The sequence below is a fragment of the Paucibacter hankyongi genome (assembly GCF_037482915.1).
GTDB classification, from domain to species: Bacteria; Pseudomonadota; Gammaproteobacteria; order Burkholderiales; family Burkholderiaceae_C; genus Paucibacter_A; species Paucibacter_A hankyongi.
Genome location: NZ_JBBHJX010000008.1, coordinates 1 through 18902 on the forward strand (window position 1 = coordinate 1; position 18902 = coordinate 18902).

Consider the following 18902-nt stretch of genomic DNA (forward strand, 5'->3'; position numbering starts at 1 on the left):
TTGCGAGCAGCGCAGGGAAGTCGGAGCGAAGCGAAGACCCCCGAGCCATGAGCCCGGCGGCTGCCTGGGCTGCAGTGCCAGTCCGCTTGTCGGTGTTTGCTGCTTCATCCCCTCCGCCGGTGAACTTTCCCCGAAAGTGCCCGTGCTTTCTCAAGCTCTGGTTTCACACCCCTCTGCAAGTCCTTATTTTTGAACGATATTTGCTTTTGAAAATTCTGAGAAAGGCGCCCTAAGTACTTGATTTGAAAGAGAAATTTCACGATTTGCCTTGACCCACTGCCTTTCGGGTATTAAAGTGTTGAAAAGTGCAATTTGGTGGGTCGCCGTGGCGAATTTTGTGTTTCAGGGGGCTTCAGCCTTGGCAATGGATGCCAAGGGGCGTTTGGCCGTCCCAACACGCCACCGCGAGGTCTTGCAGGCGCTGTGCGCCGGCCAGCTGACCATCACCAAACACCCTGAAGGCTGCTTGATGGTCTTTCCGCGTCCGGCGTGGGAAGGCTTTCGGGATCGCATCGCTGCGCTGCCCATGTCGGCGGCCGGTTGGAAGCGGGTCTTCCTGGGCAATGCCATGGATGTGGAGATCGACGGCGCGGCCCGCGTGCTGATCTCGCCCGAGCTGCGTGCCAGCGCCGGATTGCAAAAAGACGTGATGCTGCTCGGCATGGGCAGCCACTTTGAGTTGTGGGATGCGGCTGCCTATGCCGCGCATGAAGCCCAGGTCATGGCGTCCGACATGCCGGATGCCCTCAAGGACTTCAGCTTCTGATGGCTCACTCCAATAACACCCCGGACAGCGCTGCCCAAGCAGATTCGGCACCGCTGTTCTCGCACACCACGGTCTTGCTGCACGAGACGGTGGACTCGGTGCTGACCTCGCCGGATGGCATTTATGTCGACGGCACTTTTGGCCGCGGCGGGCATTCGCGCTTGCTGCTGTCCAAGCTGGGCGCACAAGGCCGGCTGATTGCGATTGACCGCGACCTGGAGGCAATTGCCGCCGCCACCAGCGGTGACTCGCGCATTGAAGACCCACGCTTTGCCATCTGCCACTCGCCCTTTGCCGATATGCAGGCGCAGCTGGCCGGTTTGGGCATTGAGCAAGTGCAGGGCGTGCTGCTGGACCTGGGTGTTTCTAGCCCACAGATTGACAACCCCGAGCGTGGCTTCAGCTTCCGTTTCAACGGACCGCTGGACATGCGCATGGACACCACGCGCGGCGAAAGTGCTGCTGACTTTTTGGCACGCGCCGATGAGCGCCAGATTGCGGAAGTGATACGCAACTATGGAGAAGAACGGTTTGCTGGGCAGATTGCAAAGGCGCTTGTGGCTCGCCGCGCAGACGGCCAGCCCGTGCGAACAACCGATGAGCTGTCCGAAATCGTGGCTCGTGCGGTCAAGACTCGCGAACCGGGTCAAAACCCCGCCACGCGTACCTTTCAAGCTCTTCGGATTCACGTCAACGGCGAACTCCAAGAGCTGGAACAAGGGCTGAACGCGGCGCTGCATTTGCTGGCTCCGGGCGGCCGCATGGCCATCATCTCCTTCCACTCGCTGGAAGACCGCATCGTCAAGAACTTCATCGGCGCCCACAGCAAGCAGGTGGTGGACCGCCGCGCGCTGTTCGCCGAGCCTAAGCCGCTGGCGCTGCAGGCCATTGCTCGCATCATGCCCAGCGACGCCGAGGTGGCAGCCAACCCGCGTGCGCGTTCGGCCGTGCTGCGGGTGGCGCAGCGCACCGAGGCGCCGCTGCCGGAAGTGCATGTGAAGAAGCGCCATCGGCGCGCTGAGTGACTATTGAGCGAGTAAGTTCAGATGTTCGGGCGCCTCAATCTCTTGCTGATCATTGCCGTGCTGGCCAGTGGCCTGGTGCTGGTGCGCAGCGCCTATGAGGCGCGCCGCCTGTTCACGGCTTTAGACCGGGCGCAGGCCGAGGGCCGCCGCCTGGAAGCCGACAACCAGCGCCTGCAGGCCGAGCGCCATGCGCAGGCGACCAATCTGCGGGTGGAGCAAGTGGCGCGCGAGCGTTTGCAAATGCGCACCATCACCCCGGCTGTGACCCAGAGCGCCGAAGACCATGGCCCCGGCGCCAAGTCTGGCAAGGGTGGCAAAGCAGTTGCGGCCACCGCCGGAGGCACGCAATGAGCTGGCTGAGTCGTTTGCGCAAGCCCAGCACTTCTGGGGCAACGCAGGTCAAACGTTCCAAGCGCCCGTTGGCTGGCGCGGGCCGCAACCCGACGGCGCGCAGCGTTAGCTATTCCAGCAGCCCTTTGTTGGCGTCCAAAACGCCGCCCTGGCGCTCGCGTTTTTTGGTGGCACTGGTGGGCCTGGCTTTTGCCGGTTTGCTGGGCCGCGCGCTCTACATCCAGGTGATTGGCACCCAGTTCTATCAAAAGCAGGGCGAGGCTCGCTTTGTGCATCAGGTCGAGCTGCCCGCCAGCCGTGGCCGCATCAATGACCGCAGCGGCCAGGTGCTGGCCGCCAGCGTGGCCGTGCCCTCGTTCTGGGGCATCCCCAAGGAAATGGACACCGACCCCGCCAAGCGCCAGGCGCTGGCCAAGATTCTGGGTTGGTCGCAAGCCGAGATGGAGCGCAAGCTCGACCCGAACAGCCGCTTCGTCTGGCTGCAGCGTCAGGCCGATGAGCATGTGGCCGCGCAGATCAAGGAGCTGGGCCTGAAGGGCGTGTTCCAAGACCGCGAATACAAGCGCAAATATCCCGAAGGCGAGGCCGCCGCCCATGTGGTGGGCTTCACCAATATCGAAGAGCGCGGCCAAGAAGGCATTGAGCTGGCTTTCCAGAAAGAGCTGCAAGGGCGCGACGGCACTCGCTCGGTGGTGCGCGACCGCCTGGGCCGGGTGGTGGAAGACATCGGTGAGCGTGTGCCTGCGGCCAATGGTCGCGACATCGATTTGTCCATCGACTCCAAGGTGCAGTTCTTCGCCTACCAGCGTATTCGCGATGCGGTGGCCGAGCACAAGGCCAAGGCCGGCAGCGTGGTGGTCTTGGATGTGAAGACCGGCGAAGTGCTGGCCCTGGCCAACTACCCCAGCTTCAACCCCGGCGAGCGCAAGAACCTGAGCGGCGCCCAGCTGCGCAACCGCGCGCTGACCGACATCTTCGAGCCCGGCTCGACGATGAAGCCTTTTGTGGCCGCGCTGGCGCTGGAGACCGGCCGCGTGACGCCGGACACACCGATCCAAACCGCGCCAGGCAGCATGATGATCACCGGCTCGCGCATCAGCGACGCGCACCCGCATGGGGTGCTCACGGTGGCCGAGGTGATTCAGAAGTCCAGCAACGTCGGCACCGTCAAGATGGCGATGAATATGCCGGCTCGCGAGCTGCACGAGATGTACACCGCCATCGGTCTGGGGCAGCGGCCGCAGATTGACTTCCCTGGCGCTGTTACCGGCAAGCTGCGTCCTTACAAGAGCTGGCGTCCGGTGGAGCAGGCCACCATGAGCTATGGCTACGGCATGTCGGCCTCGCTGCTGCAGCTGGCGCGTGCCTACACCGTGTTTGCGCGCAACGGCGAGGTCATCCCCGTCACCATGATGCGGCAAGACGCGAATGCCAATCCGGCGGGCATCAAGGTGTTCTCGCCCAAGACCGCGCATGATGTGCGGCTGATGCTGCAGATGGCCGCCGGCCCTGGCGGCACCGCGCCCATGGCGCAGGTCAGCGGCTACAGCGTCGGTGGCAAATCGGGCACCGCGCACAAGCAAGAAGGCAAGGGCTATGCGGGCAACAAGTACCGCTCCTGGTTCGTCGGCCTGGCGCCCATCAGCAAGCCGCGCGTGATCGTGGCGGTGATGGTGGACGAGCCCAGCAACGGCGTCTATTACGGCGGCGCGGTGGCCGGCCCGGTGTTCAGCCAGGTGGTGTCGCAAAGCCTGCGCTTGCTGAATGTGCCCACCGATCTGGAAGTCAAACCGCAAATCGTGGCCAGCCAGAACAACAAGGCCAAGCCACAGCCGCAAGCGGTGGAAGAAAGCTTCTGATCATGTGGACGAAGCGCTTCAGCAGCAAACATCGTCAAGACGGACTCAGCGGACTCAGTCATGCGCAGAGCCCCTTGCTGGCCACGCGCACGCCGGTCTGGCGTTCGCGTTTGCTGCTGGTTTTGGTGGGCACCGGCTTGGCCGGTTTGTTCGGCCGCGCGCTCTATGTGCAGGTGATTGGCAGCGACTTTTTTCAGCAGCAAGGCGAAGCCCGCTTCGTGCACAAGCTGGAGCTGCCTGCCAGCCGCGGCCGCATTCATGACCGCAGCGGCCAGGTGCTGGCCAGCAGCGTCGCGGTGCCTTCGTTCTGGGCCATCCCCTCCGAACTGCTGGCGCTGCCGGTGGATCAATTCAATGCCCTGGCCAAGGCCCTGAGCCTGAGCCCGGCCGAGCTCAACAAAAAGCTCGACCCCAGCAGCCGCTTTGTCTGGCTGCAGCGCCAAGCCGATGAGCGCATGGCGGCTGACATCTTGGCCCTGAAGCTGAAGAACGTTTATCAAGACCGCGAATACCGCCGCAGCTACCCCGAAGGCGAAGCCTCGGCCCATGTGGTGGGCTTCACCAATAGCGAAGAGCGAGGCCAAGAAGGCATTGAGCTGGCATTCCAAAAGAGCTTGCAGGGCCAGGACGGTTCGCGCTCGGTGATGCGCGATCGGCTCGGCCGTGTGGTCGAAGCACGCGGTGAGACCGTGCCGGCCATCCATGGCGCCGACGTGGACCTGAGCCTGGACGCCAAGACCCAGTACTTTGCCTACCAAGCGATTCGCGATGCGGTCGCCGCCAACCAGGCCAAGGCTGGCAGCGTGGTGGTGCTGGATGCGCGCAGCGGCGAGATTCTGGCCCTGGCCAACTTCCCCAGCTACAAGCCCGATGAGCGCAAGAAGCTCAGCGGCGAGCAGCTGCGCAACCGCGCGCTGACCGATGTGTTCGAGCCCGGCTCAACCATGAAGCCCTTCATCGCCGCGCAGGCGCTGGAGACCGGTCGCGTCACGCCCGACACCGTCATCCAGACCGCGCCGGGCCGCATCACCATCACCGGCTCCACCATCAGCGATTCGCACCCCAGCGATGCCATGACGGTGGCGCAGGTGATTCAAAAGTCCAGCAATGTCGGCACCGTCAAGATGGCGATGCAAATGCCGGCCAGCGAGATGCACCAGCTCTATGCCTCCATCGGCATGGGCCAGCGCCCGCAGATCGCCTTCCCTGGCGCAGTCACCGGCAGCTTGCGCCCTTACAAGAACTGGCGCCCGATCGAGCAGGCCACCATGAGCTATGGCTACGGCCTGTCGGCCTCGCTGCTGCAACTGGCACGCGCCTACACCGTGTTTGCCCATGACGGCGAATTGCTGCCCTTGAGCATGACCAAGCGCGCCGAAGGCGAAGTGGTGCAGGGCCAGCGGGTCTTCTCGGCCAAGACGGCGCAGCAGGTTAGGCAGATGCTGCAAACCGTGGCCGCCAAGGGCGGCACCGCGCCGATGGCGCAGACCGAGGGCTATAGCGTCGGCGGCAAGTCTGGCACCGCCTACAAGCAAGAAGGTCGCGGCTATGCCCGCAACAAATACCGCGCCTGGTTTGTGGGCCTGGCGCCAATCAGCCAGCCGCGCATCGTCGTGGCGGTGATGGTGGACGAGCCCACCCAGCAATTTCACGATGGCGGCAAGGTGGCCGGCCCGGTGTTCAGCAAGGTCGTCTCCAAGAGCCTGCAGCTGATGGGTGTACCGGCGGATCTGGCCGTTAGCCCGCAAATCCTGGCCCAGCAAGCCGCCAGTGGCAAGGAAGTTCTCTGATGTTGACCCGATTGAAATCCCCCGAAGCCGCCGCGCGCTGGCTGCAAGAATGGACCACCGGCGTGCTGCGCACCGACAGCCGTGCGGTGCAGCCCGGTGATGCCTTTATCGCCTGGCCCGGCTATGCCCGCGACGGCCGTGAGTTTGTCGCCCAGGCCCTGGCCGCCGGCGCCGCCACCTGTTTGGTGGAAGACGAGGGCGTTGATGCCTACGGCTTTGTGGACGCGCGCGTAGCTTCGCTGCCCGGCCTCAAGGCCAAGACCGGCTTGATCGCCGCGGCCTATTACGGCCAGCCGTCCAAGACTTTGCCCATCATCGCCAGCACCGGCACCAATGGCAAAACATCCACTGCCTGGTGGTGCGCTCAGGCGCTTTCGCTCTTGGGCCAGCGCTGCGGCGTGGTGGGCACCCTGGGCGTGGGCGAACCGCCGCTGCCGGCACGCCCCGGCCATGCAGCGCGCGCCGCCAATATTGACTACACCGGCCTGACCACGCCGGACCCGGTGCTGCTGCAGGCCAACTTCCGCCGCATGCAGGATGAAGGTTATGGCGCTTGCGCGATTGAAGCCTCCTCCATCGGCCTGAAGGAATTCCGTCTGAGCGGAAGCGAGATCCAGGTCGCCCTGTTCACTAATTTCACCCAAGACCACCTCGACTATCACGGCACGATGGAAGCCTACTGGGCCGCCAAGCGCGAGCTCTTTGAGGTGCCGGGCCTGCGCGCTGCGGTGCTGAATATCGACGACCCCAAGGGCGCCGAGCTGGCGGTGGAACTGGCGCCGCGCCTCGACGTTTGGACTTGCTCGCTCAGCAGCGCAGCGCGCCTGCAAGCCAGTGACTTGCATTACCGCGCTGGTGGCTTGGCCTTCACGCTGCGTGAGGGCGAGCAGGCGATCTTGGTTGAGACCGGCTTGATCGGCGAATACAACGTCGCCAACTTGCTGGGCGTGATCGGCTGCCTGCGCGCGCTGGGCCATGGCCTGGCCGAAATCGCCGCCGTCGCCGGCAGCGTCACGCCGGTGCCGGGCCGCATGCAGCGGGTGGGCAATGGCTTGGAGTTGCCGCAGTTGGTGGTGGACTACGCCCACACGCCCGATGCCTTGGACAAAGCACTGAGCGCGCTGAAGCCGCTCGCCGAGGCGCGCGGCGGACGCCTGCTCTGCGTGTTTGGCTGCGGTGGCAACCGCGATCGCGCCAAGCGTTCCGCCATGGGCGCGATTGCGGCTCGTTTGGCCGACCGCGTCATCATCACCAGTGACAACCCGCGCCATGAAGTGCCGGAGCAGATCCTGGCCGATATCGAAGCCGGCCTGGCCGCTGAGGCGCCGCGTTTGGTCGAGGTGGACCGCCGCCAGGCGATTGAGCGCGCCGTGCGTGAAGCCGGCCCGCGCGATGTGATTCTGGTGGCTGGCAAGGGCCATGAGGATTACCAAGAAGTGGCCGGTGTGCGCCAGCCTTTCTCGGATGTGGACGAGGCTCGCGCCGCCCTGATCGCGAGGGCCGGCCTGTGAGCGCGTGCCTGATGACCTTGGCGCAAGCCCATCAGCTGCTGCTGGCGGCCGTGCCGACGGCGCGTCTGATCGGCTCGGGCGAGACCTTGATTGCCCGCGTGCACAGCGACACCCGCAGCTTGGCCGCCGGTGACCTGTTCGTCGCCCTGCGTGGCGAGCGTTTCGACGCGCATGACTTCTTGCCGCAGGCGGCTGCCGCCGGTGCGGTGGCGGCGCTGGCCGAGCGGGGTTTGGCCGAAGCCGGTTTGCCTGGCATTGAGGTGCCCGACGCCAAAGCAGCGCTCGGCCACTTGGCCGCCGCTTGGCGTGCCCATTGCCAATTGCCGGTGATTGCCGTCACTGGCAGTAACGGCAAAACCACCGTGACCCAAATGATCGCCAGCATTCTGCGCGCCTGGGTCGGCGGTGGCGCCTTGGCGACCGAAGGCAATTTCAACAATGACATCGGTGTGCCGCTGACGCTTTTGCGCCTGCGTCAAGACGAGCAGCAATGGCACAAGGCCGCCGTGGTGGAGCTGGGCATGAACCACCCCGGTGAGATCGCACCGCTGGCGGCCATGACCCGCCCGACCGTGGCCTTGGTGAACAACGCGCAGCGCGAGCACCAGGAATTCATGCAGACGGTGGAAGCCGCTGCGCGCGAGAACGGCGCCGTCTTTGAGGCCTTGGCATCCTCGGGCGTGGCGGTGTTCCCGGCCGAGGATGCATGCGCACCGATCTGGCATGAGATGGCCGGCAGCCGTCCGCACCTGAGCTTTGCCTTGCAGGGCGAGGCCGATGTGACCGGGCGTGCGGTCTGGGTCGAGTCGGACAGCAGCGTGGGCCATTGGGCCCTGGAACTGCACACGCCCGCCGGCGTGGCGCCGGTGGCGCTGGCCGTGGCCGGTGTGCATAACGTGCGAAATGCACTGGCCGCTGCGGCCTGCGCTTTGGCTGCAGGAGCGCCCCTGGCGGCGATTGCTCGCGGGCTGGAGAGCTTTGAGCCGGTCAAGGGCCGCTCGCAGCTGAAGAGTTTTATGCAAGGCGAGCGCCGCGTCACGCTGATCGACGACAGCTACAACGCCAACCCCGACAGCGTGCGCGCCGCCATCGATGTGCTGGCCGGACTGCCTGGCCCCGCTTGGCTGCTGCTGGGCGATATGGGTGAGGTGGGCGATCAGGGCGAGGCCTTCCACCGCGAAGTTGGCGCCTATGCCGCCGAGCGTGGCATTCAAGCGCTGTGGACCGCCGGCACGGCGGCCGCTGACACCGCCGCGGCCTATGGCCCGGCGGCGCGTCATTTCAAGACCACGGCCGAGATGGTGGCCGCGGTCAGTGAGGCCAGCGATCGACCGCTGGCTCACAACGTTCTGGTCAAAGGTTCACGTTTCATGCAGATGGAAAAAGTAGTTGCGGCCCTGCAGGCCAACACGCAAGGGGGCGCAAACCATGCTGCTTAGTCTGGCTCAATGGCTGCAGGGGCTTTACCCCGATCTCGGCTTCTTGCGCGTTTTCCAATACATCACCTTCCGCGCGGTGATGGCGGCGATGACCGCGCTCTTGATCGGTCTGGCCTTCGGCCCTTGGGTGATCCGCCGCCTGACCGAGATGAAGATCGGCCAGCCGATCCGCGAGTACGGTATTCAGCAGCATCTGGCCAAGAACGGCACGCCCACCATGGGCGGCGTTTTGATTCTGATCGGCATTGGCGTCTCCACGCTTCTGTGGTTTGACTGGAGCAACCGCTTCGTCTGGGTGGTGATGCTGGTGACCATGGGCTTTGGCGCCGTGGGTTGGGTGGACGACTGGCGCAAGGTGGTCGACAAGAACCCCGAAGGCATGAAGAGCCGCGAGAAGTTTTTCTGGCAATCGCTGATTGGCTTGTTCGCGGCCATCTATCTGGCTTTCAGCGTGTCGGAGAACTCCTTCCTCGGCGTGATCGAGTTGTTCTTCCGCTGGATCAGCAGCGGCTTCTCGACTGATCTGCCGCCCAAGGCCGATTTGATCGTGCCTTTCTTCAAGACCGTCAGCTATCCGTTGGGCGTGTTTGGTTTTATCGCGCTGTCTTTCTTTGTGATCGTGGGCGCCAGCAATGCGGTCAACTTCACCGATGGCTTGGACGGCCTGGCCATCATGCCGGTGGTCTTGGTCGGTTCGGCGCTGGGCCTATTCGCCTACCTGACCGGCTCAACGGTGTATGCCAAGTACCTGCTGCTTCCCTACATCCCGGGCTCTGGTGAGCTGCTGATCTTCTGCGCCGCGATGGCCGGCGCGGGTCTGGCCTTTTTGTGGTTCAACGCGCATCCGGCCCAGGTCTTCATGGGCGATGTGGGCGCGCTGTCTTTGGGCGGCGCACTCGGTACGGTGGCGGTGATCACCCGGCAAGAAATCGTGCTGGGCATCATGGGTGGCATCTTCGTCGCCGAGGTGCTGTCGGTGATGTTGCAGGTGAGCTGGTTCAAGTACACCAAGAAGAAGTACGGCGAGGGCCGGCGCATCTTCAAGATGGCGCCGCTGCATCACCACTTTGAAAAATCGGGTTGGAAAGAAACCCAGGTGGTGATTCGCTTTTGGATCATCACCATGCTGCTGTGCCTGGTCGGTCTGGCCAGCTTGAAGTTGCGTTGATGGTTTTGTGATGACTGAGATGATGAACTTGCCCACCACCACTGCCGACGCCGGCGAGATCGCGCAGCCGCAGGCTGAGCCGCGTCAGGCTGTGGGAGCCAGTTTTGCCGGCCGCCAAGTGCTGGTGCTGGGCTTGGGGGATTCGGGTCTGGCCATGGCCGCCTGGGTGGCGCGTTATGGCGCGCAAGTGAAGGTCTGGGATTCGCGCGAGCAGCCGCCTCAGTTGGCGCGCTTGCAAGCGGATCTGCCCGAGGCGAGTTTCATCCACGGTGAGTTGCCAGAGTCGGCGTTGACCGGCGTGCACCTGGTCTTGAAGAGCCCCGGCTTGTCTCCCTTGGATGCGCGCCTGCTGCCGGTGTTGAATCTGGCGCGCCAGACCGGCGTGCCGGTGCAAGGCGAGCTGGATCTGTTTGCTCAGGCCTTGGCCGAGCTGAAGCTGGAGCGCGGCTATGCGCCCGCGGTGCTGGCCATCACCGGTACCAATGGCAAGACCACCACCACATGTATGACCGGCCTCTTGGTCGAGCGCGCTGGCAAGCGCGTGGTGATGGCCGGCAATATCGGCCCCAGCATGCTCACCACCTTGAGCCAGGCCTTGGATTTGGAGCCTGCACCGGCAGTTGCTGAAACCGAAGCGGTGGCTGAAGAAGCGGCCGAAGTGGTTGCTGAATCAGCCACAGCCCCCGATTTGCTCGAAGCCTCTGCAGAAGTGCCATCAGAAGTTCCGGCTGATCAACCGGCGGAACTAACAGCCACGACCATGGAAATGGTCGACGCGCTGCTGGACGAAGCGCCGCTGCCGATCAAGCCACCACCACCCAAAGGCCCAGTGTTTGAGCACTTGCCCGAGGTCTGGGTCTTGGAGTTGTCGAGCTTCCAGTTGGAAGGCGTGAAGGGTTTCGAGCCCACCGCCGCTGCTGTCTTGAACATCACCCAAGATCACTTGGACTGGCATGGCGATATGGCCGCCTATGTGCGCGCCAAGGCGCAGATTTTTGGCGAGCAAGCGCTGATGGTCATCAACCGGGATGACCCGGTGGTGGAGGGCATGGTGCCCGCCGCGGTGATGGTCAAGCAAGGCCGCGGCCGCGCGGCCAAGTCGGTGAGCCGACGCGTCAGCCGCTTTGGTCTGGACGCTCCCGACCGGCCCGGCGACTTTGGCCTGGTGCAAGAAGCCGGCATGGCCTGGTTGGTGCGCGCCCGCGAGCAAGACGAAACCTTGAAGCGCAAAAAGGGTGAAGACGAAGAAGAGATCACGCTGCAGCGCTTGATGCCCGCCGATGCGCTGCGGGTGCGCGGCCGCCATAACGCCGCCAATGCACTGGCTGCTTTGGCCCTGGCCAGCGCCGCCGGTTGCGCCTTGGCGCCGATGTTGCATGGCTTGCGCGAGTACCGCGGCGAGCCGCACCGGGTCGAGCATGTGATGAGCATTGACGGCGTCGATTACGTTGATGACTCCAAGGGCACGAATGTCGGCGCTACCGTGGCGGCCATCAGTGGCCTGGGCGCCGATCGCGCGCCGGCCAAGCTGGTTTTGATTCTGGGCGGCGATGGCAAGGGCCAAGACTTCAGCCCGCTGGCAGACGGCGTGGCCCGTCATGCGCGTGCGGTGGCTTTGATTGGCCGCGATGGCGCACAGATTGCCGCCGCTCTGGCCGATTGCGGCGTGCCCATGCAAGCGCATGCCACGCTGGAAGCCGCCACGGCCTGGTGCCAAACGCAAGCGCAGACTGGCGACACGGTCTTGCTGAGCCCGGCTTGCGCCAGCCTCGATATGTTCCGCAACTACGGCCACCGCGCCGAGGTGTTTGTCAGCGCCGTTCAACAACTGGCGCAAGACGGAGGGCTGGCGGCATGAGCGCAGGCAGCGGCTCCGCGATCTCTGCTTTCAAGGGCTTGGGCGAGCGCCTGAGCGCTTGGCTGGGCAGCCGCAAGAGCGAGTCGGCCGATGTGCCGGTGCGCGACTGGGTCTCGCCTTCGGCGGGTCAGCCGACCCGCATTCAAGGCTTTGACCAAACCATGGTTTGGGTGGTGCTGCTGCTGATGTCGCTGGGCTTGCTGATGGTCTATTCGGCCTCCATCGCCATGCCCGACAACCCGCGCTTCGCCAAGTATTTGCCGACGCACTTTCTGACCCGTCACATCGTGGCCATTGTGTTTGGTCTGGTGGCGGGGCTCTTGACGGTGCAGGTGCCGGTGGCGACCTGGGAGCGGGTGGCGCCCTGGGTCTTCGTCGTGTCCTTGGTGCTCTTGATTGCGGTGCTGATTCCGGGCGTGGGCAAGGTGGTCTATGGCGCGCGGCGCTGGCTGCCGCTGGGGGTGATGAACTTTCAGCCTTCGGAGCTGGCCAAGATGGGCATTGCCATGTATGCCGCCAGCTATATGGTGCGCAAGATGGATGTGAAGGAGAACTTCTTCCAGGCGGTTTGGCCGATGGCCGTGTCGCTGGCCATCGTTGGCGTGCTGCTGCTGGCTGAACCCGATATGGGCGCCTTTATGGTGATTGCGGCCATCGCCATGGGCATTCTGTTTCTGGGCGGCGTCAACGGCCGCATGTTCTTCTTGATTGTGGCCGTGCTGGTCGGTGCGTTTGTTTTGATGATCACCTTCAGCGAATTCCGTCGCGAGCGCATTTTTGCCTATCTGAACCCCTGGGACGAGAAGTACGCCCAGGGCAAGGCTTACCAGCTGACTCACTCGCTGATTGCTCTGGGCCGCGGAGAATGGTTCGGCCAGGGCCTGGGTTCCAGTGTTGAGAAGCTGCATTACCTGCCCGAGGCGCACACCGACTTTTTGTTGGCGGTGATTGGCGAAGAGCTGGGCTTTGTTGGCGTGGCTCTGGTCATCATCGCCTTCTTCTGGCTGTCCCGCCGGCTCTTCCATATCGGCCGTCAAGCGGTGGCGCTGGACCGGGTGTTTGCTGGTCTCTATGCCCAAGGCATCGGCATTTGGATGGGCGGCCAAGCCTTCATCAATATGGGTGTGAACCTGGGTGCGTTGCCGACCAAGGGCCTGACCTTGCCGCTGATGAGCTTTGGGGGATCGGCCATTTTGATGAACTGCGTCGCCCTCGCCATCGTGCTGAGGATTGATATTGAGAACAGACAGCTCATGCGCGGAGGCCGCGCATGAAGGCCCTGAACGCAGTGAAGGGACTGCTGTGCGCTGAGCACAGCAGCGGGCTGTTCCGATGCAGGCTCATGTCGCGCAGCGACGTGAAGCGCACAGCGTGCGCGTGCCGAAACCAGAATCGGCAACTCATGCGCGGAGGCCGCGCATGAGCACCAAACACTTGGTCATCATGGCCGCCGGCACCGGCGGTCACATCATTCCCGGCTTGGCCGTCGCAGAAGAAATGAAGCGCCGCGGTTGGTCCGTCAGCTGGATGGGCACCGAGCAGGGCATGGAGAACAAGCTGGTGCCGCCGACCGGCATTCCCCTGGATCGTTTGGCTTTTGGCGGTCTGCGTGGCAAGGGCTTGGTGCACAGCATCAAGGGCGTCTTCAAACTGGTGCAGGCTTTTGTGCAAAGCCGCTCGGTTTACGGCACGCGCAGTGCCGATGCGGTGCTGGGCATGGGCGGTTATGTCTGCTTCCCCGGTGGCTTGATGGCCTGGCTGATGCGCAAGCCGCTGATGTTGGTGAACGCCGATGCTGCCATGCTCTTGAGCAATAAGAGCCTGAAGCCTTTTGCGCAGAAGATTGCTTTTGGATTTGATGGCGCGGCGGCGGCGTCCACTTCCAAGTCGGTAGTCACTGGCAATCCGGTGCGCAGCGAGATTGAAAACCTGGCTCCACCGGCCGAGCGTTTCGCTGGCCGCAGCGGGCCTTTGCGCATTCTGGTGGTGGGCGGCTCTTTGGGCGCGCGTGCTATCAATGAAGTCTTGCCCAAGGTCTTGGCCCAGTGGCCGCAGGAAAGCCGTCCCACCGTTACGCACCAAACCGGCCAAGCCAATCTGGCCGTGGTGCAGGCGGCCTACAAGGCGGCTGGCTTGCTGGAGGGTGTGAGCGTCTTGCCCTTTATCGACGATATGGCTGCGCAGTTGGCACAGGCCGACTTGATTCTGTGCCGCGCCGGCGCGGTGACGGTGAGCGAAATCTGCGCCGCAGGTACTCCCGCCGTGCTGGTGCCATTGGTGGTCAAGACCACCTCGCATCAGCGCGACAACGCTCGCTTCATGGCCCAGCATGGCGCGGCGATTCATTTGCCGCAAGAAGAATTGACGGCCGAAGGGCTTTATCAACTGCTGAAGAGCATGGACCGTGAATCGCTGCTGAGCATGGCCGAGAAGGCGCGCAGCCTGGCCCGCCCCCGCGCTGCCTCCAAGGTGGCCGATGAAATTGAAAAAATGAGTGCCGCCCAATGAAACACGCTTTGCAACGCATTCACTTTGTGGGCATCGGCGGCGCCGGCATGAGCGGCATTGCCGAGATCCTGCAAGCCCAGGGCTACCGGGTGTCGGGTTCGGATCAGTCTGACAGCGCGACTCTGCAGCGCCTGGCCGGCCTGGGCCTGGCCGTGCATATCGGACATGCGGCCGAGCATTTGGGCGATGCCCAGGTGGTGGTGACTTCCACCGCCGTGCGGGCCGATAACCCTGAGGTCTTGGCCGCGCGTGCGCGTCATCTGCCGGTGGTGCAGCGCGCCGTCATGCTGGCCGAGTTGATGCGTCAGCAAAAAGGCATTGCCATCGCCGGCACCCATGGCAAGACCACCACCACCTCGCTGGTGACCGATGTTTTGATCGAAGCCGGCCTGGACCCAAGCTTTGTGATCGGTGGCAAGCTGGCCAGCGCCGGCGCCAACTCGCGCTTGGGCCGTGGTGAGTTCATCGTGGTGGAGGCGGATGAATCGGATGCGTCTTTCCTGAAGCTGCTGCCCATGGTGTCGGTCGTCACCAATATCGACGCCGACCATATGGACACCTATGGTCACGACTTCGCACGTTTGAAGCTGGCCTTTGTCGAGTTTCTGCATCGCATGCCGTTTTATGGCGCAGCCATTCTTTGCGCCGACGATGCGGGCGTGCGTTCCATCTTGCCGCTGCTGTCGCGGCCGGTGGTGACCTATGGCTTTGATGAAGGCCTGGACCTGCGCGCTGTGGACATGCAAGCGCTGCCCGGCGGCGGCATGCAGTTCACCGTGCAACGCAAGGGCCACGTCGATTTGCCGGTGACTCTGAATCTGGCCGGTCGGCATAACGTCTTGAATGCACTGGCCGCGATTGCGGTGGCCGATGAGTTGGAGCTGCCCGATGCGCCGGTACAGGCGGCGCTGGCCAAGTTTGGTGGCGTGGGGCGGCGATTCCAGCGTTACGGCGATTTGCCGGCGCAGGGCGGCGGCGAGTTCAGCCTGGTGGATGACTATGGCCATCACCCGGTTGAAATGGCCGCCGTGCTGGCTGCCGCACGCGGTGCCTTCCCGGGCCGGCGCCTGGTGCTGGCCTTCCAGCCGCACCGTTACACCCGCACGCGCGATTGCTTTGCCGAGTTCGTGCGGGTGATCGCCGGTTTTGATGCGGTGCTGCTGACCGAGGTTTATGCCGCCGGCGAAGGCGTGATCGCCGGTGCGGATGGCCGCGCTTTGCAGGCCGCGCTGCAAGCGCAAGGCTTTAGCGCCTTGCAATTCATTGAAGACGTGGCCGTGCTGCCGCAGGCGATTGCCGCGGCTTCGCGCGCTGACGACGTTGTGATCGTGATGGGCGCAGGCTCCATCGGTGCCGTGCCGGCACAAACCAAGACCCTGCTTATGAAGGAAGTCCAGTCATGAATCTGGATCTGAATATCGATCCCAAGTCGCTCGGCAAAGTGGCCGTGCTGATGGGTGGCGCATCGGCCGAGCGCGAAGTCTCGCTGACCATGTCCGGCCCCGGTGTGTTGACGGCGCTGCGCTCGCAAGGGGTGGATGCCCATGCTTTTGACCCGTCTGAGCGTGGTCTGCACGAGCTTAAGGTGGAAGGCTTTGACCGCTGCTTTATCGCGCTGCACGGCCGCTACGGCGAAGACGGCACGGTGCAAGGCGCCTTGGAGCTGCTGGGCATTCCTTACACCGGCTCCGGTGTGATGGCCTCCAGCATCGCCATGGACAAGATCATGACCAAGCGCTTGTGGCTGGCCGATGGCCTGTCGACGCCGCGTTATGTGAAGCTGAACAAGGCCGACATCAGCCGCGAGCGCTGCATGGCGATTCCCGATGATCTGGGTTTGCCGGTGATCGTGAAGCCGCCGCATGAGGGCTCGACCATTGGCATCAGCAAGGTGCAGGGCTACTCTGAAATCTTGGATGCGGTGAACTTGGCCGCTCAGTACGACGATGAAATCCTCTGCGAGGAATTCATCGACGGCCCGGAAATGAGCTGCCCGGTGCTGGGGGAGGGCGATGCTGCTTTCGCCTTGCCGGTGATCGTGATCGAAGCCGAAGGCGGCAACTACGACTACCAGAACAAGTACTTCACCAACACTACGCGTTATCTCACCGGCAGCCTGAGCCCTGAGTTGGAAGCGGAGATTCGTGATCTGGTCTTGCGTTCCTACCGCTCGCTGGGCTGCCGCGGCTGGGGCCGTGCCGATGTGATGTTGCGCAAGAGCGATGGCAAGCCCTTCCTGCTGGAAATGAACACCTCGCCCGGCATGACTTCGCACTCTTTGGTGCCGATTTCGGCCAAGGCGGCCGGCCTGAGCTATGAGCAACTGTGCTTGTGGCTGCTGTCGCAAGCCCGCTTGGATGGCCAACTGAGCCCTAAGGCCTGAGTCGGAATATCTCATGCGCGCCGCCCGTCAACCCAGCCCGGTCACCTTGCCGCCCGACGTCCGCCTGATGAATGCGGTGTCGGGGCTGTTGGTGGTGGCCGTGCTGGTGTTTGCCGCCGGCCTAGCGCTGCGCTGGGTGGCCCGGCTGCCGATCTTTGCCATCCGGGCGATCCAGGTCGAAGGTGACGTCACTCGCAACAGCGCCGCGTCTCTGCGTGCCAATGCCTTGCCTCAGTTGTCGGGCTCTTTCCTGAGCATGAGCCTGAAAGAGGGCCGCGCCGCTTTTGAGGCCGTGCCCTGGGTGCGCCGGGCGGTGGTGCAAAGGGTGTGGCCGCATAAATTGCGCGTCAAGTTGGAAGAGCATGAGCCCGCCGCCTACTGGGAAACCAAGGTCGAAGGCGCCGATTCGCAGAGCGACGCCAGCGTCGAGCGCTTGCTGGTGAACAGCTTTGGCGAAGTCTTCCAGGCCAATTTGGGTGACGTCGAGGACGAAGAATTGCCGATTTTGGCCGGCCCCTCCGGCACCGCGGGCGCGATGTTGCAGATGTGGCAAGGCCTGCAGGCGCTCAGCAAGGGGCTCGACGAAAAGGTCGAGCGGCTCGATTTGTCCGGCCGCGGCTCCTGGCGTTTGGCCCTGGAGCGCGGCGCGGTGATCGAGTTGGGCCGAGGCAGCGAGGCCGAGATATTGGCCCGCTATGGCCAGTTTGTGCGCTCCATCACCCAGATTACTTCGCTCAATAAGGCGCCTTTGCTGTCCGCCGATCTGCGCCATGCGGAAGGGTTTGCGGTCCGCCTGAGCGGCATATCAACCACGCCGAATCCGGTTAAACCCGGCTTGAATGGCCGAACGAAAAGAAACTGAGGAAAAGAAACATGGCCAAGGAATACAAAGATCTGGTCGTCGGCTTGGATATCGGCACAGCCAAGATCATGGCAGTGGTGGCCGAAGTACTCGGCAATGGCGAGTTGCGCATCGCGGGTTTGGGTGTTGCTTCCTCAAATGGATTGAAGCGCGGCGTGGTGGTCAATATCGACGCCACCGTTCAGTCGATTCAACAGGCCTTGAAAGAGGCCGAAATGATGGCCGACTGCAAGATATCTAGGGTTTACACGGGTATTACCGGTAGCCATATTCGCGGCCAGAACTCGACCGGTATGGTCATCGTGCGTGACAAAGAGGTCACCCCGGTCGACGTCGCCCGGGTGGTTGAAACCGCCAAGGCCATCAATATTCCGAACGATCAACGCCTCTTATTGGTCGAACCTCAGGAATTTGTGATTGACGGCCATGAGGTGAAAGAACCAATTGGCATGAGCGGCGGCCGCTTGGAGGTCAAGGTTCATATTGTCACGGGCGCCCAGAGTGCGGCCGAAAACATCGTCAAGTGTGTGCGCCGCTGCGGCCTGGAGGTCGACCAACTGGTGTTGAACTCCAGCGCTTCGAGCCTGGCGGCCTTGACCGCCGATGAGCGCGATTTGGGTGTTGCCCTGGTCGATATTGGCGCCGGCACCACCGATGTGGCGATCTTCACTGGCGGGTCGATTCGACATACCGCGGTGATACCTATCGCCGGTGATTTGATTACCAGTGATATTGCGATGGCGCTGCGCACGCCCACCAAGGATGCCGAGGAAATCAAGGTCGAGCATGGCGTGGCCAAACAGATGTTGGCCGACCCGGCGGATCAGGTTGAGGTGCCCGGTTTGGGGGATCGCGCACCGAGAATGCTTTCAAAACAAGCACTTGCTGGCGTTATTGAACCCCGTGTCGAGGAAATATTCTCATTGGTTCACCAGGTTATTCGTGAAAGCGGGTATGAAGAACTGTTGTCCTCGGGGATTGTTCTGACCGGCGGCTCGGCGGTGATGCCGGGTATGGTCGAGTTGGCCGAGGACATATTCCTGAAACCAGTCCGGCGCGGCAATCCAACCTATGCCGGTGGCCTGTCCGATATGGTGGCCAATCCCCGTTCGGCCACTGTGATGGGTTTGTTGGAAGAGGCCAGCCTGTCTCGCACCCGGGGTTTGAAGGCGGCTCAACAGGCGGGTTCGATGAAGACCATGTTCGGTCGCGCCAAGGATTGGTTTCTAGGAAATTTCTAATAAGCGGTCGGGCACGGATGCCGTGCCACGACGCATAAAGCGGAGCCGCCGGGCCAAGATTTCGAGTTTCTTACGTTTGCTTGCAAGGCCCGGAGAAATAAATGTCTGAAAAATGCGGCTCCAGTAAAAAAAGAGGGTCAT

At 63.2% G+C, this 18902-nt stretch carries 15 protein-coding genes; all 15 read left to right on the forward strand.

Annotated features, from left to right (window positions below; genetic code table 11):
• The first annotated feature begins 337 nt into the window (after nt 1-337).
• The 15 genes from mraZ to ftsA all read left to right on the forward strand — a co-directional run bounded on the left by mraZ (nt 338) and on the right by ftsA (nt 18761).
• Nucleotides 338-766, forward strand: coding sequence for a division/cell wall cluster transcriptional repressor MraZ (mraZ, locus tag WG899_RS13045; RefSeq protein ID WP_263537537.1), 429 nt, complete (start codon nt 338-340; stop codon nt 764-766).
• A complete protein-coding gene (rsmH, locus tag WG899_RS13050; RefSeq protein WP_339596088.1) occupies nt 766-1791 on the forward strand; it encodes a 16S rRNA (cytosine(1402)-N(4))-methyltransferase RsmH in 1026 nt (341 codons plus the stop codon). The genes mraZ and rsmH overlap by 1 nt, the downstream gene beginning before the upstream one ends.
• A gap of 21 nt (nt 1792-1812) precedes the next feature.
• Nucleotides 1813-2142: a cell division protein FtsL gene (ftsL, locus tag WG899_RS13055; protein ID WP_339596089.1), complete on the forward strand. Its 330-nt coding sequence runs from the start codon at nt 1813-1815 to the stop codon at nt 2140-2142.
• Nucleotides 2139-4001 carry a peptidoglycan D,D-transpeptidase FtsI family protein gene (locus WG899_RS13060; RefSeq protein WP_339596090.1) on the forward strand — a complete coding sequence of 621 codons (1863 nt, stop codon included), beginning with the start codon at nt 2139-2141 and terminating at the stop codon, nt 3999-4001. Before ftsL ends, WG899_RS13060 begins: the two co-directional genes overlap by 4 nt.
• A 2-nt stretch (nt 4002-4003) precedes the next feature.
• On the forward strand, nt 4004-5791 hold the full coding sequence (locus WG899_RS13065; RefSeq protein ID WP_339596091.1) for a peptidoglycan D,D-transpeptidase FtsI family protein: 1788 nt from the start codon (nt 4004-4006) through the stop codon (nt 5789-5791).
• Nucleotides 5791-7302 (forward strand): UDP-N-acetylmuramoyl-L-alanyl-D-glutamate--2,6-diaminopimelate ligase, encoded by a 1512-nt coding sequence (locus WG899_RS13070; RefSeq protein WP_339596092.1) that lies wholly within the window; start codon nt 5791-5793, stop codon nt 7300-7302. Before WG899_RS13065 ends, WG899_RS13070 begins: the two co-directional genes overlap by 1 nt.
• 11 nt (nt 7303-7313) lie before the next feature.
• The gene (locus WG899_RS13075; protein WP_339596093.1) at nt 7314-8741 is read left to right on the forward strand and encodes a UDP-N-acetylmuramoyl-tripeptide--D-alanyl-D-alanine ligase; all 1428 of its coding nucleotides are present in this window, start codon (nt 7314-7316) and stop codon (nt 8739-8741) included.
• Nucleotides 8731-9909 carry a phospho-N-acetylmuramoyl-pentapeptide-transferase gene (gene mraY, locus WG899_RS13080; protein WP_339596094.1) on the forward strand — a complete coding sequence of 393 codons (1179 nt, stop codon included), beginning with the start codon at nt 8731-8733 and terminating at the stop codon, nt 9907-9909. Before WG899_RS13075 ends, mraY begins: the two co-directional genes overlap by 11 nt.
• Before the next feature lie 154 nt (nt 9910-10063).
• Entirely contained in the window at nt 10064-11767 is a 1704-nt protein-coding gene (murD, locus tag WG899_RS13085) for a UDP-N-acetylmuramoyl-L-alanine--D-glutamate ligase (protein WP_444718851.1), read from the forward strand.
• The gene (gene ftsW, locus WG899_RS13090) at nt 11764-13041 is read left to right on the forward strand and encodes a putative lipid II flippase FtsW (RefSeq protein WP_339596096.1); all 1278 of its coding nucleotides are present in this window, start codon (nt 11764-11766) and stop codon (nt 13039-13041) included. Before murD ends, ftsW begins: the two co-directional genes overlap by 4 nt.
• A gap of 145 nt (nt 13042-13186) precedes the next feature.
• A complete protein-coding gene (murG, locus tag WG899_RS13095) occupies nt 13187-14275 on the forward strand; it encodes an undecaprenyldiphospho-muramoylpentapeptide beta-N-acetylglucosaminyltransferase (protein WP_339596097.1) in 1089 nt (362 codons plus the stop codon).
• Nucleotides 14272-15678, forward strand: coding sequence for a UDP-N-acetylmuramate--L-alanine ligase (gene murC / locus WG899_RS13100; RefSeq protein ID WP_339596098.1), 1407 nt, complete (start codon nt 14272-14274; stop codon nt 15676-15678). Before murG ends, murC begins: the two co-directional genes overlap by 4 nt.
• Entirely contained in the window at nt 15675-16658 is a 984-nt protein-coding gene (locus WG899_RS13105; protein ID WP_339596099.1) for a D-alanine--D-alanine ligase, read from the forward strand. Before murC ends, WG899_RS13105 begins: the two co-directional genes overlap by 4 nt.
• Nucleotides 16659-16671: 13 nt before the next feature.
• Nucleotides 16672-17520 carry a cell division protein FtsQ/DivIB gene (locus WG899_RS13110; RefSeq protein WP_339596100.1) on the forward strand — a complete coding sequence of 283 codons (849 nt, stop codon included), beginning with the start codon at nt 16672-16674 and terminating at the stop codon, nt 17518-17520.
• An 11-nt stretch (nt 17521-17531) separates the two neighbouring features.
• Nucleotides 17532-18761, forward strand: a complete 1230-nt coding sequence (ftsA, locus tag WG899_RS13115) for a cell division protein FtsA (RefSeq protein WP_339596101.1) — start codon at nt 17532-17534, stop codon at nt 18759-18761.
• Nucleotides 18762-18902: the final 141 nt, after the last annotated feature.

Bases quoted from the DNA above. Each gene is read 5' to 3' on its own strand.
- WG899_RS13070 (WP_339596092.1), top strand. From the start codon at position 5,791: ATGTTGACCCGATTGAAATCCCCCGAAGCCGCCGCGCGCTGGCTGCAA.
- WG899_RS13105 (WP_339596099.1), top strand. From the start codon at position 15,675: ATGAATCTGGATCTGAATATCGATCCCAAGTCGCTCGGCAAAGTGGCC.
- murD (WP_444718851.1), top strand. From the start codon at position 10,064: ATGGCCGCCTGGGTGGCGCGTTATGGCGCGCAAGTGAAGGTCTGGGAT.
- murG (WP_339596097.1), top strand. From the start codon at position 13,187: ATGAGCACCAAACACTTGGTCATCATGGCCGCCGGCACCGGCGGTCAC.
- rsmH (WP_339596088.1), top strand. From the start codon at position 766: ATGGCTCACTCCAATAACACCCCGGACAGCGCTGCCCAAGCAGATTCG.
- WG899_RS13065 (WP_339596091.1), top strand. From the start codon at position 4,004: ATGTGGACGAAGCGCTTCAGCAGCAAACATCGTCAAGACGGACTCAGC.
- WG899_RS13060 (WP_339596090.1), top strand. From the start codon at position 2,139: ATGAGCTGGCTGAGTCGTTTGCGCAAGCCCAGCACTTCTGGGGCAACG.
- mraY (WP_339596094.1), top strand. From the start codon at position 8,731: ATGCTGCTTAGTCTGGCTCAATGGCTGCAGGGGCTTTACCCCGATCTC.
- ftsL (WP_339596089.1), top strand. From the start codon at position 1,813: ATGTTCGGGCGCCTCAATCTCTTGCTGATCATTGCCGTGCTGGCCAGT.
- ftsA (WP_339596101.1), top strand. From the start codon at position 17,532: ATGGCCAAGGAATACAAAGATCTGGTCGTCGGCTTGGATATCGGCACA.
- ftsW (WP_339596096.1), top strand. From the start codon at position 11,764: ATGAGCGCAGGCAGCGGCTCCGCGATCTCTGCTTTCAAGGGCTTGGGC.
- WG899_RS13075 (WP_339596093.1), top strand. From the start codon at position 7,314: ATGACCTTGGCGCAAGCCCATCAGCTGCTGCTGGCGGCCGTGCCGACG.
- WG899_RS13110 (WP_339596100.1), top strand. From the start codon at position 16,672: ATGCGCGCCGCCCGTCAACCCAGCCCGGTCACCTTGCCGCCCGACGTC.
- murC (WP_339596098.1), top strand. From the start codon at position 14,272: ATGAAACACGCTTTGCAACGCATTCACTTTGTGGGCATCGGCGGCGCC.